The 15866-nt window shown below is 73.1% G+C and carries 12 protein-coding genes and 1 pseudogene; 8 read left to right on the top strand and 5 right to left on the bottom strand.

The features are described 5' to 3' along the window. Positions 1-67 precede the first annotated feature (67 nt). Positions 68-475 (bottom strand): winged helix-turn-helix transcriptional regulator, encoded by a 408-nt coding sequence (locus tag ACFWEP_RS06080; RefSeq protein WP_387366244.1) that lies wholly within the window; start codon positions 473-475, stop codon positions 68-70. A gap of 135 nt (positions 476-610) precedes the next feature. Between ACFWEP_RS06080 and ACFWEP_RS06075 the strand changes: the two genes are divergently transcribed. The 5 genes from ACFWEP_RS06075 (at position 611) to ACFWEP_RS06055 (ending at position 6276) form a co-directional block, all read left to right on the top strand. After that, the gene (locus ACFWEP_RS06075; protein ID WP_387366241.1) at positions 611-1471 is read left to right on the top strand and encodes an SDR family oxidoreductase; all 861 of its coding nucleotides are present in this window, start codon (positions 611-613) and stop codon (positions 1469-1471) included. A gap of 161 nt (positions 1472-1632) precedes the next feature. Continuing rightward, a complete protein-coding gene (rarD, locus tag ACFWEP_RS06070; protein WP_387366238.1) occupies positions 1633-2637 on the top strand; it encodes an EamA family transporter RarD in 1005 nt (334 codons plus the stop codon). 68 nt (positions 2638-2705) lie between these two features. Then, entirely contained in the window at positions 2706-4301 is a 1596-nt protein-coding gene (locus ACFWEP_RS06065) for an FAD-dependent monooxygenase (protein WP_387366235.1), read from the top strand. Between the two features lie 464 nt (positions 4302-4765). Next, positions 4766-5593, top strand: coding sequence for an HAD family hydrolase (locus ACFWEP_RS06060; protein WP_387366232.1), 828 nt, complete (start codon positions 4766-4768; stop codon positions 5591-5593). A 101-nt stretch (positions 5594-5694) separates the two neighbouring features. Then, a complete protein-coding gene (locus tag ACFWEP_RS06055) occupies positions 5695-6276 on the top strand; it encodes a GNAT family N-acetyltransferase (protein WP_387366229.1) in 582 nt (193 codons plus the stop codon). 60 nt (positions 6277-6336) lie between these two features. Here ACFWEP_RS06055 and ACFWEP_RS06050 read toward each other — a convergent pair whose 3' ends face one another. The 3 genes from ACFWEP_RS06050 to ACFWEP_RS06040 all read right to left on the bottom strand — a co-directional run bounded on the left by ACFWEP_RS06050 (position 6337) and on the right by ACFWEP_RS06040 (position 9740). Next, entirely contained in the window at positions 6337-6975 is a 639-nt protein-coding gene (locus ACFWEP_RS06050) for a TetR/AcrR family transcriptional regulator (protein WP_387366226.1), read from the bottom strand. 241 nt (positions 6976-7216) lie between these two features. Beyond that, positions 7217-8494 carry an outer membrane lipoprotein carrier protein LolA gene (locus ACFWEP_RS06045; RefSeq protein WP_387366223.1) on the bottom strand — a complete coding sequence of 426 codons (1278 nt, stop codon included), beginning with the start codon at positions 8492-8494 and terminating at the stop codon, positions 7217-7219. A 235-nt stretch (positions 8495-8729) separates the two neighbouring features. Further along, entirely contained in the window at positions 8730-9740 is a 1011-nt protein-coding gene (locus ACFWEP_RS06040) for a polyprenyl synthetase family protein (protein WP_328721225.1), read from the bottom strand. Positions 9741-9959: 219 nt separating this feature from the next. Here ACFWEP_RS06040 and ACFWEP_RS06035 point away from each other — a divergent pair, with 219 nt between their 5' ends. The 3 genes and pseudogenes from ACFWEP_RS06035 to ACFWEP_RS06025 all read left to right on the top strand — a co-directional run. Then, positions 9960-11954 (top strand): CocE/NonD family hydrolase, encoded by a 1995-nt coding sequence (locus ACFWEP_RS06035; protein ID WP_387366218.1) that lies wholly within the window; start codon positions 9960-9962, stop codon positions 11952-11954. 147 nt (positions 11955-12101) lie between these two features. Beyond that, positions 12102-13358 (top strand): fumarylacetoacetase, encoded by a 1257-nt coding sequence (gene fahA / locus ACFWEP_RS06030; RefSeq protein ID WP_387366215.1) that lies wholly within the window; start codon positions 12102-12104, stop codon positions 13356-13358. A 154-nt stretch (positions 13359-13512) separates the two neighbouring features. Further along, positions 13513-13686: pseudogene (locus ACFWEP_RS06025) on the top strand (Uma2 family endonuclease); the annotation flags it as partial. Positions 13687-13719: 33 nt separating this feature from the next. Here ACFWEP_RS06025 and recQ read toward each other — a convergent pair. Next, a complete protein-coding gene (gene recQ / locus ACFWEP_RS06020; protein ID WP_387366212.1) occupies positions 13720-15771 on the bottom strand; it encodes a DNA helicase RecQ in 2052 nt (683 codons plus the stop codon). Between the last annotated feature and the right edge of the window lie 95 nt (positions 15772-15866).

The raw sequence follows: 15866 nt of genomic DNA, 5'->3' as shown, positions 1-15866 counted from the left end.
GCCTCGTCGAAACGGCAGCGGGACCCGGGCTCCGGTGTTCCCGGCGGACTCCAGGGGGCTTTCGGTGTCACGCCTCGCGTGCGTCGTACTCCGCCCGTGCGGCGTCGACAGCGTCCACCTGGTGCTCGGACCAACGGGCGAGCTCCCACACGCGCCGGGCGGCCTCGTGGCCGAGCGGGGTGAGGGAATAGTCCACCCGGGGCGGGATCACCGGCTGGGCGTCCCGGTGCACGAAGCCGTCGCGTTCGAGCGTGCGCAGGGTCTGGGCCAGCATCTTCTCGCTGACGTTCTCGATGGTGCGGCGCAGTTCGCTGAAGCGGTACGGGCGCTCCAGCAGGGCCGCGAGCACCAGCACGCCCCAGCGGCTGGTGACGTGTTCCAGCACCACCCGGGAGGGGCACATCGCGCGGTTCACGTCGGCTGCGCGCGCCGCCGCGGCCACGAGCTGGCCCGGAGTCTCCGTACGTACCGTCATGCGACCACCTTACTTCAAAGTGGGTACTTCCTCTGAGTAAGTACCCGCCCTAGGGTGAGTGGAGCAACCAACACCAAAACATCTGAAACGGGTCCATACCCGCACGGAACAGAGCGACACGAAGGAGAACCACCCATGAGCATCGTCGTCACCGGAGCCACCGGACAGCTCGGACGCCTGGTCGTCGAGCAGCTGCTCACCACCGTCCCGGCCGACCGGATCGCGGCGGTCGTACGCGACGCGGCGAAGGCGGCCCCGCTCGCCGCGCTCGGTGTCGAGCTGCGGGTCGCCGACTACGACCGGCCCGAAACGCTCAAGACGGTCTTCCGCCCCGGCGACCGGGTCCTGCTGATCTCCGGCAGCGAAGTCGGCAAGCGCGTGGCGCAGCACACCGCGGTGATCGACGCCGCGAAGGAGGCGGGCGTGGCGCAGCTGGCGTACACGGGCGTCCTGGGCGGACCGGCCGCCGACTTCCTGCTGGCCGAGGAGCACAAGGCGACCGAGCGGCTGATCCTGGACTCCGGCCTGCCGCACACCTTCCTGCGCAACGGCTGGTACACGGAGAACTACACCGCCAACCTGGCGCCGGTCCTGGCGCACGGTGCCGTGGTGGGCAACGCGGGCGAGGGCCGCATCGCCCTGGCACCCCGGGCCGACTTCGCCGCCGCCGCTGCCGCCGTGCTGACCGGCGAGGGCCACCTGGACACCGCGTACGAGCTGAGCGGCGACACCGCCTGGTCGCTGGCGGAGTACGCGGCCGAGGTCTCCCGGGCGACCGGCCGGGAGATCGCGTACCAGGAGGTGCCCGCCGCCGTGCACCAGGAGATCCTGGTCGGCGCCGGACTGCCCGCGGGCTTCGCGGAGATCCTGGTCGACGTGGACGAGGCGATCGGGCGCGGCCTGCTCGCCGGCACCAGCGGCGACCTGGCCCGGCTCATCGGCCGCCCCACCACCCCGGTCTCCGTGACGGTCGCCGAAGCCGTCGCCGCCGCCTGACCGCCCCGCGCGCGGGTCGCCCACGAGGCGCACGCGGGCCGCGCACGTCCGGAAGGCGCTCGCGTCATGACCGTAGCCGCGATACGGCAATGACGCGGGCCCTCTTCCGGAGCTACCTTCATGGCGTCGGCGGCCGCCGGCCCACGCATGAGGGAGGCCCCGTGGAGGGGAAGGACGAGCAGCGGGCAGGGCTGCTCCACGGAATCGGCGCCTATGGGATGTGGGGCCTCGTCCCACTCTTCTGGCCGTTGCTGAAGCCGTCGGGGGCCGCCGAGATCCTGGCCCACCGGATGGTGTGGTCGCTGGCCGTGGTCGGCGTCATCCTGCTCGTACTGAAGCGCTGGGCGTGGATCGGCGTACTGGTCCGCCGGCCGCGCAAGCTCGCTCTGATCACCGCCGCGGCGGCGGTGATCACGGTCAACTGGGGCCTGTACATCTGGGCGGTCAACAGCGATCACGTGGTCGAGGCGTCCCTGGGCTACTTCATCAACCCGCTGGTCACCATAGCCATGGGCGTGCTGCTCCTCGGCGAACGCCTGCGGCCCGCCCAGTGGATCGCGGTGGCGACCGGATTCGCCGCCGTGCTGGTCCTCGCCGTCGGGTACGGCCACCCGCCGTGGATCTCCCTGGTGCTGGCCTTCTCCTTCGCGACGTACGGCCTGGCGAAGAAGAAGGTCGACATGGGCGGCCTGGAGTCGCTGGCCGCCGAGACCGCGGTCCTCTTCCTGCCGGCCCTCGGCTTCCTGATCTGGCTCGGCGCGCGCGGCGAGACCACCTTCACCTCCGGCGGGGGCGCCGGGCACGGGCTGCTGCTCGCCTCGACCGGTCTGGTGACGGCGATCCCGCTGATCGCCTTCGGGGCGGCGGCGATCCGGGTACCGCTGTCGACGCTGGGCCTCCTGCAGTACCTGGCGCCCGTCTTCCAGTTCGCGCTGGGGGTGGCGTACTTCCACGAGGAGATGCCGCCGGAGCGCTGGGCCGGATTCGCGCTGGTGTGGGTGGCGTTGACGCTGCTGACCTGGGACGCGCTGCGTACGGCGCGGCACGGCAGGGCGGAGGCGCTCCGGCTCGCGACCACGGTCGCGACGACCGGGGCGACGGTACCGCCGGCCGCCGCGACCGGCAGGGGCATCGCCGCTCCCACCGGGCCCCCTTCCGAAAATTAGTTACCAGGTTGCATTTGTTCCTTGGTTACGTTTCCCTTGGGTGCCATCACCGCACCCGAGGAGCAGCCATGACCACCGACGTACTGATCGTGGGAGCCGGCCCCACCGGCCTGACCCTGGCGTGCGACCTCGCGCGCCGGGGCGTCGGCGTACGGATCATCGACAAGTCCGCCGCCCATCCGCGCAGCTCACGGGCGAAGGGGCCGAACTTGCGGTCGCTGGAGGTCCTGGCGAGCCTCGGGGTGGCCGACGAGGTGCTGGCGTCCGGGTCACTGCCACTGCCCATGCGCAAGTACCGCGACCACGTCCCGGTCGCCGACTTCGACCCGTACGCCGACCCGGCCCCGGTCCCCGCCTCCGCCTTCGACTGGCCCCGGCTGATCGCCCAGTGGCGGCTGGAGGAGATCCTCCGCGACCGGCTGGCGAAGGACGGCGTCCAGGTCGAGCTGGGCACCGAGCTGACCGGCCTCGACCAGCACGCCACGGGCGTGACCGCGACTCTCGCCGGCGGCGGGACGGTCACCGCCCGGTACGTGGTGGGCTGCGACGGGGCGCACAGCCCGGTGCGCAAGCTGCTCGGCATCCCGTTCGCCGGCGAGACGCAGGCCGACCAGGTGATGGTCTGCGGTGACGTCGAGATCGACGAGAACGCGCTCGACCGGGGCATCTGGCACCAGTGGTTCGACGCCACCGGCGCCGTGATGCTCTGCCCGATCCCGGGCACCGGATCGGGCTGGTGGTTCCAGGCGGGGCCCGAGCGGGACGGGGCGGGGGTGCCGCAGCCGCCGACCGAGGAGGGCTTCCGCCGTCTCCTCACCCGGCACACCGGACTCCCCGGCGAGGTGCTCCGGCACGCGACCCTGCTCTCCACCTACCGCGTCAACGTCCGCATGGCCGACCGCTTCCGGGACGGCCGGGTGCTGCTCGCCGGGGACGCGGCGCACGTCCACTCGATCGCGGGCGGGATGGGCATGAACACCGGTGTACAGGACGCCTTCAACCTCGGCTGGAAGCTCGCCCACGTCCTGACCGGTCTCGCCGCCCCGGCCCTGCTCGACACCTACGAGGAGGAGCGGCTGCCCGTCGCGGCCTGGACCCTGGACTTCACCTCGGAGCGGCTCGCGGAGACGATGGCCGCCATCCGCCGCCCCGGCGGCGGGCTGGACTCGGCGACCGCTCCGGAGGCGAGCGGCCTGTCCACCGGCTACCGGTGGAGTTCGCTCGCCGCCGGAGCGCCGGAGTCCGGGCCCCGGTCCGGGGACCGGGCGCCGGACGCGCCGTGCCGCTCGGTGGCGACCGGTGCGCCGGTCCGGCTGCACCACCTCTTCGCCGAGCCGCACCCGACCCTCCTCGGCTTCGGCCCGAAGAGCGAGGAGATCCTCGGCGAGGCGGTGCGGACGTACGGCGACGCAGTCCGCGCCCACCGGGTGTACGGCGCCGAGGAGGTCCGCGCCCCCGACGAGGAGCCGGGCGCCCGGGCGGGGGTGACCGACCACGAGGGGCTGGTCCGCGCCGCGTACGAGCCCGGCGCGGACGGCACCGTCGTGGTGGTCCGCCCCGACCACCACGTCGGACTCGTCGCCCCGGCGGCGGAGCCGGCCCGCGTGCGGGAGTACTTGGCGCTGCTCTGCGGAGGCGGGGAGGCGTCCGCTCCCCGGGGGTGATGTGGGGCGGGGGTCGGCACAGGTGGCCGTAGACGGTTCCGCTGGGCCGAACGGGCGTCGAAGGATCGTTTCAGCAGGCCCCCACCGGTTCGCCCCCGTCCCGTCCCGGGCAGACCAAGGGCACCCCCCTCCTCGGCGGTTCCGCCGCATCCTCCCCCTCGGCCCCGGCCCCACCGGCGCACCGCTTCCCCCACGGCGCGCGTGCGGTACCCCTCCCGGACACCCGCCCCTTCGGGCGCTGCCCGCGTCTCGTACAGGCGTCCGACCGGTACCGCGCACAGGAGGCGGGGATTCCGGTCCGCTCCGGTACGCGCTTCCCCCACGGCGCGTACCGGGGCCATTCACCCGAGATCATCGCTTTCCGCCGCCCGCCCGGCCGACCGCCTCCCCGCAGCACCGGGAAGCTGACCGTCGCCCCAGGTCAGGGCCGCCCGGCGAAAAGCCGATCTCCCTACGCTGGAACCATGCATCCGTCACCCGCGCCCGCGTACACCCGGGTCGCGCACACCCTCGTCGCCACGGACCTGGACGGCACCCTGCTGCTGCCCGACGACTCCGTGAGCCCCCGCACGCACGCCGCCCTCCGGCGCGCGGCCTCGGCCGGCGCCCGGCACATCATCGTCACCGGCCGGGCGGTCCCGGGGATACGCACCCTTCTGGCGGAGCTGGACTACCGGGGCCCGGTCGTCTGCGGGCAGGGCACCCAGGTGTACGACCCCGAGTCGTCCCGGATGCTCCGCTCGGTGCCGCTGGACCGGGAACTGGCCGACATGGCGCTGGGCAAGATCGAGGCGGAGGCGGGTCCGGTCTTCGCCGCCGTCGACCAGGACGGCCCGGCGGGGCTGACCCTGATCGAGCCCGGCTACCGCATGCCGCACCCGACGCTCCCCGCCCAGCGGGTCGGGCGCCGCGACGACCTCTGGGCCGAGCCCGTCATCAAGGTGATGGTGCGCCACCCGGAGTTGACCGACGACGAACTCGCCGCTCTCGGCCGGGCCGCAGTCGGCGATCTGGCGACGGTCACCATGGCCGGCCCCGGCACGGTCGAACTCGCCCCCTACGGCGTGCACAAGGGCACCGGGCTCGCGGTGGCGGCGGACCTCCTCGGCCTGGACCCGGCGGACGCCATCGCCTTCGGCGACATGCCGAACGACCTGCCGATGTTCGGGCTGGTCGGGCACGGGGTGGCGATGGGCAACGCCCATCCCGAACTGAAGGCTGCCGCCGACGAGGTCACGCTGCCGCACACCGAGGACGGCATAGCGGTGGTACTGGAACGCCTCTTCGGCTGAACGGTCCGCAGCCCTGCGGGACTTCGGCGGCACGCTCTCCGGCCGACCCGTCAGCGGAAAACACCGCGCGGGCCCGGTCGGCCGGCCGTACCATCCCGCCCATGCCCTCCCTCATCCCTCCCGCGATCACCGCGGGCAGCCTCTCCGCCGCCGTCCAGCCGTCGTTCCGGCTCGGCGGCGGGTCGGTGCTGCGGCCGTGGCTGCTCACCGACGCCGAAGCCGTGCGGACCGCGTTCGAGGACCCGGAGATCCAGCGCTGGCACATCCGCCGCGCCGACTCCGTCGACGAGGCCCGGGGGTGGATCGAGGCGTGGCGGAAGGACTGGGAGCGGGAGACCGCGGGACACTGGGCCGTCGCCGACGCGGAGGACGACCGGCTGCTGGGCCGGCTCTCGCTGCGTGACTGGGACCTGGAGTACGGCTGGGCCGAGGTGGCCTACTGGACGACCCCGGCCGCTCGGGGGCGCGGGGTCTGCACCCGCGCGGTGACCGGGCTGACGGATTGGGCGTTCACCACGGCCGGGTTCGACCGGCTGGAACTCAGCCACTCCATCGCCAACCCGGCCTCCTGCCGGGTGGCGTCGAAGGCCGGGTTCGCGGCGGAGGGAGTCCGCAGGGCGGCCGGCCGGCATCTCGACGGTCTCCACGACATGCACCTGCACGGACGCGTCCGGCAGGACTGAAGGGCCGCCGGGCCTGCCGCACCCCGGGCGGAGCCCACGCGGCACACGCGGGGCCCGCCCTCAGGCGAGGCCCGCCACCGCCTCCGCCCCTGCCTCCGCACCCGGCTCCCCGCCCGCCACCGCGCCCGGCCCGCGCAGCACCACGGCGACCAGTGCGGCGATCGCCGCCTCGTCCTGGGGCGGTTTGCGCAGGACGTGGCGGTAGTAGACCGGGCCGTAGAGCAGCTCCACCATCAGCCGCGGATCGGCGTCCGCACGGATCTGGCCCCGCTCCTGGGCGCGGGTGAGCAGGGCGACCGCCAGTTCGACCCGTGGGTCGACGACCCGCTCGGTGAGGTCCCGCGCGAGCTCGTCGTCGTGGTGGAGCTCGGAGAGTATGCCGGCGTACGCCGGTCCGTACGGGGGCGACCCGAGGAGCCGTACCGCCAGTCCGATGTGTACGCACAGATCGGCCTCGATGTCCCCGGTGTCGGCGAACGGGGCGGCGTCGGACAGGACATCGGTGAAGATCTCCATCAGGATGCCGCTCTTCGCCGGCCACCACCGGTAGATCGTCTTCTTGCTGACACCGGCACGGGCGGCGATGGCCTCCACCGTCACGCGCCCGTAGCCCCTCTCCGTGCAGAGCTCCAGGGCCGCCTCCAGGATCGCGCGTCGGGACCGTTCGCTGCGTCGCACAGAACTCGGCAATGCGCTCATTCCGTGAGCATAGGGCGCCTCTCACCACTCCTTGTTGACAGGTCGTCGCCAAAAGTCGAACATGAGCGAGGCGGAAACGGAACGTACCGTGTCGACTCCGCTGTTCACACCGTTCGTGCCGTTCGTGCCGCGACGAGCCGATCGGGGGACGGCTCGGCCGGCCGACGGTACGGACGGCCGGTCCGATCACCCCGATTCCTGTCCAGCCCGGTCCCGACGAAGGAACCAGCGGGGCCCGGCCCTATCGGTCGGCGTTCGCCGCCCGTACGAGGGCGTCCCGGGTGACCGCGCCGACGTAGACCTTGCCCTGATCGGTGACGAGGGCGTTCACCAGGCGCGTGCTGAAGACCGTGCCGGAGCCGAACTTCCCCGAGGCCTTGTCGCCGAAGGCGTCGAGCAGTGAAGAGCTGCCCTTCGCCGACGACAGGCCCTCGCCACCGGGCACTTCGGCCCGCAGGATCGTGGTCCAGCCCTCCCCCAGCGTCTTCGTCTCCAGGTTCCCGGTGCTCCCCGCGCTCCCGGCACCGCCGGTGCCCTCCAGCCCTCCGAGGCCGCCGGGCAGCAGGTCCGCGAGAGGTCCGCCGCCCTGGCCGGCCGACTCCTGGTCCGCGGCGTCCCCGGCCTCGGTCACCTTGGCGCCCTTGGGCGGGGTGAAGTCGAAGGCCGAGGCGGCGGGCTTGCCGAAGTCCACCTTGGTGAAGCCGACGTTGACGGCGGCCTTCCCGCCGGAGCTGGGGCTCAGGGTGAACCGCAGCGGTACGCCGTTGTCCGCGTCCACCGCGATCCGCACGGAACCGACGGTGGAGCCGGACTGCTTCGGCTTGATGAGCAGCTGGTACGCGTCGCGCCCGGCCACCCGCACGGTGCCGTCGACGGTGACCGAGGTGGTGTCGCCGACCGCCTTCAGCGCCTCGTCGGCGAACTGCTGGGGCGTGCCCTCCGCCGCGCCCCCGCTGCGGCTGTCCGTGTGCCCGGCGGCGCCCGTCTCCGCGTGGAAGACCTCGTCGGAGCCGCTGTCGTAGGCCCAGACCTGGTCGCCGTTGTGGATCAGGCTGTATTCCGACGAGCCCTGGAGGATCGTCAGCCGCTGCTTGTCGGGTCCGTCGGCGGCCACCTTCAGGGTGTGCGTACCCGAGGCCAGTTCGGTCAGCCGGTCCTCGGGCGCGGCGCCGGAAGATGCCCCCGCGCCCTGGCCGAGGGAGCCGGCGAGGCCGGCGAGCGAGGGGATGCCGAGGTCGGTGGCGATCTTCACGGTGCCGGAGAGCCGCTGGGTGTCCGAGGCGGCGATCTTCGCGACGAGCTCCCGCGCGGTGATCTTCGGCAGGTCCGGGTCGCCGCTGTCGGCGAGTGCGGGGACGAGTCCGATGGTCGCGGCGGCCACCCCCGCCACCGCCACGGGGACGACGGTGCGTGATGCCTTCCGGCGGAGCCGGTCGGTTCGGGTGGCCGCTCCGGCGGGGTCGCCGGGGGTCCCGATCTGGGTCCCGCCGTGGGTCTCCGAGCTGTCGATGGGTGCCATGTGTGCCCTACCTCCGTGGTCGGCGGCTTCCGTCACTACGGTCGCGCTCGTCCACTCCCTGCCGCGCTTCTCACCCGATGAGGTCAGGAGGAGTGGTTGTTCTCCATCTGACCTCATCGGGCGGACTCACGCGTCAGTCCGGGGAATCAACCCCGCGTACGGCTCGGGTATGACGTCACTCCACCGGAGGTACGCCACCCCGGGGTTTACCCGGAGGGGTGGCGTCGACGGGGCGTCAACCCGCCCGGTGCACCACCAGGTCGCACAGTTCGGCGAGCGCCGACTTGGCGTAGCAGTCGGGCAGCGGGGTGAGGGCCGCCCTGGCCTCCTCGGCGTACCGGATGGTGTCGCGGCGTGCCTGCTCCAGCGCCGGGTGGACGCGCAGCCGGCGCAGCGCCTCGGCGAGGCGGGCGTCGTCGGCGAGGTCGCCGTCGAGCAGCTCCACCAGCTCCAGGTCGTCCGGCTTGCCGTCCGCGGCTGCCTGGGCGCGCAGCAGCAGGACCGGCAGGGTGGCGATGCCCTCGCGCAGGTCCGTGCCGGGGGTCTTGCCGGACTCGTGGGAGTCGGAGGCGATGTCGAGGACGTCGTCGGCGAGTTGGAAGGCGACGCCGAGCCGTTCGCCGTACTGGGTGAGTACGTCGACGGTCTTCTCGTCGGCGCCGGACATGAGGGCGCCGAACCGTCCGGAGACGGCCATCAGGGAGCCGGTCTTGCCGCTGAGGACGTCCATGTAGTGGTCGACCGGGTCGCGGCCGTCGCGCGGTCCGACCGTCTCCAGGATCTGTCCGGTGACCAGCCGTTCGAAAGCCTCGGCCTGGATGCGGACGGCCTCCGGACCGAGGTCGGAGAGGATGTGCGAGGCGCGGGCGAAGAGGAAGTCTCCGGTGAGCAGGGCGACGGAGTTGCCCCAGCGGGCGTTGGCGCTGTCCACCCCGCGGCGGACCTCGGCCTCGTCCATCACGTCGTCGTGGTACAGCGTCGCCAGGTGGGTCAGTTCGACCACGACGGCGGAGGGCACGACGCCGGGGGCGTCGGAGTCGCCGAACTGGGACGCCAGCATCACCAGCAGGGGCCGGAACCGTTTGCCTCCGGCCCGCACCAAGTGCTGCGCGGCCTCCGTGATGAAGGGGACGTCACTCTTGGTGGCATCGAGAAGCCCGGCCTCGACAGCGGCCAGGCCGGTCTGGACCTCGGCCTCAAGAGCCTGGTCCCGCACGCGCAGCCCGAACGGCCCGACGACGGTCACGAGAGGGTCTCCTGTCTGCTGACGATCACACGAATGTCGATCTGTCGGCTGTCTTCACTCATGCCAGCGTATCCGGTCCCCTTTGGATCACCGTGGGCGGCTTCCCGCCACCGCCGGTATGTTCGGGATCGGCTCATACGATCACGAGTTGCCGCTTTGTCGCACCGCGCGGAGACCGCCGGTCGCCCGGGCCTCCGGCCCCGTACACCGAGGTACGCCATGCACATCCGGACCGATTTCCCGTACGAGACCGTCCGCGAGGACGTCCGCGTCCCGCTGCCGGACGGCACCGATCTGTACGCGCGCGTGTGGCGGCCCGTCACCGAGGAGCCGGTCCCCGCGCTGCTGGAGTACCTTCCGCACCGGCTCGGCGACGGGACGGCGCCCCGGGACCGGCAGCGGCACCCCTGGTACGCGGGCCACGGCTACGCCTCGGTACGGGTGGACGTGCGGGGCCACGGCAACAGCGGAGGTCTGCCGGGGGACGCGTACGGCGAGGCCGGGGTGGCCGACGGGGTGGCGGTCATCCACTGGCTGGCGCAGCGGGAGTGGTGCTCGGGCCGGGTCGGCATGTTCGGCATCTCCTGGGGCGGCTCCGCCTCGCTCCGGCTCGCCGCGGTGGCCCCGGACGCGCTGCGGGCGGTCGTCGCGGTGTGCTCCACGGACGACGGGTACGACAACGGCGGCGCTTACTGGGGCGGGTCGGTCCTCGCCTCGGACCTGCACGCCCGGGCCGCCGGGCTGCTCGCCGCCGCCTCCGAGCCGCCGGACCCCGTGATCGTCGGGGATGGCTGGAAAGAGATGTGGCTCGACCGGCTGGAGTCCCTCGACCCCGTCGTCCACGCCTGGCTGGCCCATCAGACCCGGGACGACTACTGGGTGCGCGGCAGCGTCAGCGGGGAGTACGGCGCGATCCGGGCGGCCGTCCTCGCGGTGGGCGGCTGGCACGATCCCTACCGGGACACCGTGCTGCGTCTCGTCGAACACCTGGACCCGTCCCGGGTGCGCGGGCTGATCGGACCGTGGCCGCACCAGTACCCGGACCGGGGCCGGGCGCCCGGCCCGGCCATCGGTTTCCTCCAGGAGACGCTGCGCTGGTGGGACCAGCATCTGAAGGAGAAGGAGACGGGGGTGATGAGCGAGCCCCTGCTGCGGTCCTGGATCAGCGGGTCGCACCCGCCCGCCACCCGGTACGAGACACTGCCCGGCCGCTGGATCGGGGACGGCGCCTGGCCTTCGGAGAGCATCACCCCGGTGGCGTACGCCCTGCGGGGCGGTGGCCGGATCGTCCGCTCGCCGCAGCAGACCGGGCTGGACGCGGGCCGGTTCTCGCCGTGCGGGAACGACGCCGACCTACCGCCCGACCAGCGTGACGAGGACGCCAAGTCGGTCGCCTTCGAGTTTCCGGTGGAGGGGGCGCCCGTCGAGATCCTGGGCCGTCCCCGGGTGCGGCTGCGGCTGACCCTGGCCGTGCCGCGCGGCCAGGTCGTGGCCCGGCTCTGCGACGTGGCGCCGGACGGCTCCTCCACCCTCGTCACCCGGGGCGCCCTCAATCTGGCCGGCCGCCACGGCAGCGACCGCGCCGAGGACTGGCCGCCCGGCACCACCGAGGACGTCACCTTCGAACTCGGCGGCATCGGGCACGCGTTCGCGCCCGGCCACCGCATCCGGCTGGCCGTCTCCTCCTCGTACTGGCCCTGGGTCTGGCCGCAGGCCGACTCGGCGGGGTTCACGCTCCAGGCGGACGGCAGCCTGGTCGAGCTCCCGGTCCGCCGGCCCACCGCGAACCCCGCCCCCGTCTTCGGGGAGCCCGAACAGGCGGAGCCGCTCGGCGAGTCCGTGCCGGCCACCCTGGACGGGGAGCGCCCGGAGCGGCGGATCGTCCGGGACCTCGCCCGGGGCGAGTGGCGGCTGGAGGCCGATCCGAGTCCGGGCGGGACGCGGTTCCACCCGGACGGGCTGGAGATCACCGAGGACGCCCTCGACACCTTCACGATCCAGCAGGACGACCCGCTGTCGGCGCGGGCCCGGTCGGAGCGGACGGTCCTGCTGCACCGGCCGGAAACGGCCTGGCGGACGGAGATCACGACCCGCTCGGAGACCGGCGCGGACGCGACGCACTTCCTCACCTCCAACGAGGTGATCTGCAAGGACGGTGACGAGATCGTCTTCCACCGCACCTGGGAGAAGCGCGTCCCGCGGACGGCGGGCTGACAGGCCGTCCACGCGTCCCCGGAACGGCGGAGTGCGGGCGAACACCCGGGGTACGAGGCCCGCTTGCGGACACGGCCGCGCCACGCGGACGTACCGTGGTCCCGAGCGACGTGTCCCCGACGCGACCGGAAAGCGAGGCAGCACCCCATGCCCGAGCAGAGCAGCCCGCTCGACACCGACGAGGGCGACCCCTTCGGCCCGCACAACCTCCCGTACGGCGTGTTCTCCCTCCCCGCCGGCCCGTCCGGCGACCCCGCCCGGCGGCGGGTCGGTGTCCGGATCGGCTCCCACGTGCTGGACGCCGGGGCGGCGGCCCACGCCCTGGGCTCCCCGTACGCCGGACTGCTGGACCGGCCCAGCCTGATGCCGCTCCTCGCGGCCGGGCGCACCGCGTGGCGGGACGTGCGGCGGGCGCTCACCGGCTGGCTGACCGTCCCCTCGCACCGCGCCGAACTGGAGCCGCTGCTCCACCCGATCGACACGGTGACGCTCCATCTGCCGTACGAGGTCGCCGACTACGTCGACTTCTACGCCAGCGAGCACCACGCCACCAACGTGGGCCGGATCTTCCGCCCGGACGGTGCCGCGCTGACGCCCAACTGGAAGCACCTTCCGATCGGTTACCACGGCCGGGCCGGCACGGTCGTCGTCTCGGGTACGGACGTGGTGCGCCCTGCCGGGCAGCGCAAGGCGCCCACCGACGCGGCGCCCGTCTTCGGGCCCTCGGCGAAGCTGGACATCGAGGCCGAGGTCGGCTTCGTGGTGGGGGTGCCGTCCGCGCAGGGCACGGCGGTGCCACTGGCCGACTTCCGCGAGCACGTCTTCGGCGTCCAGCTGCTCAACGACTGGTCGGCGCGCGACATCCAGGCGTGGGAGTACGTCCCGCTCGGCCCGTTCCTCGGCAAGTCGTTCGCCACCTCCGTCTCCGCGTGGGTGACCCCGCTGGAGGCGCTGGACGCGGCCCGCACCGCCCCGCCCGTCCGGGACGCCGCACTCCTGCCGTACCTCGACGACGCGGACGAGGAAGAGCCGGGCGGCATCGACCTGCGGATCTCCGTCGCGATCAACGGGAAACTGGTCGCCGAACCGCCGTTCTCCACCATGTACTGGACGGCGGCCCAGCAGCTGGCGCAGATGACGGTGAACGGCGCCTCGCTGCGCACCGGCGACCTCTACGGCTCCGGCACGGTGAGCGGGCCCGAGCCGCACCAGCGCGGTTCGCTGCTGGAGCTGACCTGGAACGGCCGCGACCCGCTCGACGTTCCCGGCGGCACCCGGACGTTCCTGGAGGACGGCGACACGGTGACCATGACCGCGTGGGCGCCGGGGCCGCACGGCACCCGGGTGGGGCTCGGCGAGGTGACGGGGACGGTCGTGACGGGGACGGTCGTGACGGCAGGGTGAGGCGGCCGGGCGGGGCGTGGCCCGGGCGGGGCGGGGTGGTGGGGGCGGCGGCTCGCGGTCCACACCGGTTGGTGCGGTCCACGCCGGTCGGTGCGGCCCGGGCGGTCGGTGCGGCCCGGGGCCCCGGTCCAGGTCAACTCGGGTGCGGGCGTGGGTGGAGAACCAGGACGGGCGGGCCGTGGCCCACGTCTTCGAGCGGGAGCCCGCCACCGGTGCCTACACGTCGACGGGGATCTTCCACGACCGGCTGAAGGTGTCCGTGCCGTTCCCCGTCGACCTCGACCTCACGGCGATCGCACCGCCGCGCCGGCCGGTGGCTCCGGAGTAGCTCCGGGCCACCGACTCCGTGGTCCGCCCCCACTCACTCGTACTCCGGGGGCTCCTCCTCGTCCCAGTTGAACTCGGCGTCGGCGTACGGCTCGGCCGGGGCCGTCGTACGGGCGGGGGCCCGTGAGGGCTCCGGGGCCGTCCTCTCGGGCGTCCGTACCGGGGTCTCGGCGGCGGGGCGTTCCGCAGGCCGTTCGCCGGGTGCTCCCAGCCCCGCCAGGACCTCCAGCACGCCCTCACCGTAGGTCGCCAGCTTCTTCTCGCCCAGGCCGCTGACCCCGCCCAGCTCGCCCAGGGACGAGGGGTGCAGGGTGGCGATCTCGCGCAGGGTCGCGTCGTGGAAGATGACGTACGCCGGGACGCCCTGTTCCTTCGCCGTCGCCCCGCGCCAGGCGCGCAACGCCTCGAAGACGGGCACGGCGGACGCGGGCAGATCCGCGGCGGCGGCAGCCGACTTGGCGCGGCGCTCGCCCTTGGCCACTGTCCTCTCGGTGGCCCGCTTGGGCTCCTTACGCAGCAGTACCTCGCGCTCACGGCCGAGGACCGTGGCACTGGCGTCGGTCAGGACGAGGGTGCCGTACTCCCCTTCCACGGCGAGCAGCCCCTGCGCCAGCAGCTGGCGGACGACGCCGCGCCATTCGGCCTCGGCCAGCTCCTCACCGATGCCGAACACGGAGAGCTGGTCGTGGTCGAACTGGATGACCTTCGCGGTCTTCCGGCCCAGCAGGATGTCGATGATCTGCCCGGCACCGAACTTCTGGTTCCGCTCCCGCTTGAGCCGGACCACGGTGGAGAGCATCTTCTGCGCGACGACCGTGCCGTCCCAGGTCTCCGGCGGGACCAGGCAGGTGTCGCAGTTGCCGCAGGCGGCGGCGGTGGGTTCCTGGCCGAAGTAGGTGAGGAGCTGGGCGCGGCGGCACTGGACGGTCTCGCAGAGCGCCAGCATCGAGTCCAGGTGGGCGGAGGCGCGGCGGCGGTGTGCCTCGTCGCCGTCGCCGCCCTGGATGAGCTTGCGTTGCTGGACGACGTCCTGGAGGCCGTATGCCATCCACGCGGTGGAGGGACCGCCGTCACGTCCGGCGCGGCCGGTCTCCTGGTAGTACCCCTCGACGGACTTGGGGAGGTCGAGGTGGGCGACGAAGCGGACGTCCGGCTTGTCGATGCCCATGCCGAAGGCGATCGTCGCGACGACGACGAGCCCCTCCTCGCGCAGGAAGCGGGACTGGTGGGCGGCGCGGGTCCCGGCGTCGAGACCCGCGTGGTACGGCACGGCCTCGATGCCGTTGCGGCAGAGGTACTCGGCCGTCTTCTCGGTGGAGTTGCGGGAGAGGCAGTAGACGATGCCCGCGTCCCCGGTGTGCTCCTCCTTGAGGAAGGTGAGCAGCTGCTTCTTCGGGTCGGACTTGGGGACGATGCGGTACTGGATGTTGGGCCGGTCGAAGCTGGCCACGAAGTGTTTCGCGTCCGGCATGCCCAGGCGGCGGGTGATCTCCTGGTGCGTGGCGTTCGTCGCGGTCGCCGTGAGGGCGATGCGCGGGACGTCCGGCCAGCGCTCGCCGAGGACGGAGAGGGTGAGGTAGTCGGGGCGGAAGTCGTGGCCCCACTGGGCGACGCAGTGCGCCTCGTCGATCGCGAAGACGGAGACGGTGCCCCGGGAGAGCAGCGAGAGCGTGGAGTCCAGGCGCAGCCGTTCGGGCGCGAGGTAGAGGATGTCCAGCTCTCCGGCGACGTACTGCGCCTCCATGGAGCGGCGCTCGTCGAAGTCCTGGGTGGAGTTGATGAAGCCGGCCCGGACGCCGAGCGCGCGCAGGGCGTCGACCTGGTCCTGCATGAGGGCGATCAGCGGGGAGACGACGATGCCGGTGCCGGGGCGGACCAGGGCGGGGATCTGGTAGCAGAGGGACTTGCCGCCGCCGGTGGGCATCAGAACGACGGCGTCGCCGCCCGCGACCACGTGTTCGATGATCGCGCCCTGCTCGCCCCGGAACGATTCGTACCCGAAGACCCGGTGCAGGGTCTGCCGCGCCTCGCTGTCGCCGGTGGCCGCGCTGCCGGTGGCACCGGTCACGTCCTCGGTCACATCCATGGTGTCGCCCGTCCTGCTCGTCGCTCTGTTCGCCGTCGTCGTCGTGTCCGTCGTCCCGCGGGCCGTACGTCCCTCTTCACCATAGGCGGCCCGTA

Source organism: Streptomyces sp. NPDC060198, from assembly GCF_042728415.1.
Lineage (GTDB): Bacteria > Actinomycetota > Actinomycetes > Streptomycetales > Streptomycetaceae > Streptomyces.
The sequence above is the reverse complement of the archived record's forward strand: the minus strand, read 5'-3'. Positions and strand labels throughout refer to the sequence as shown.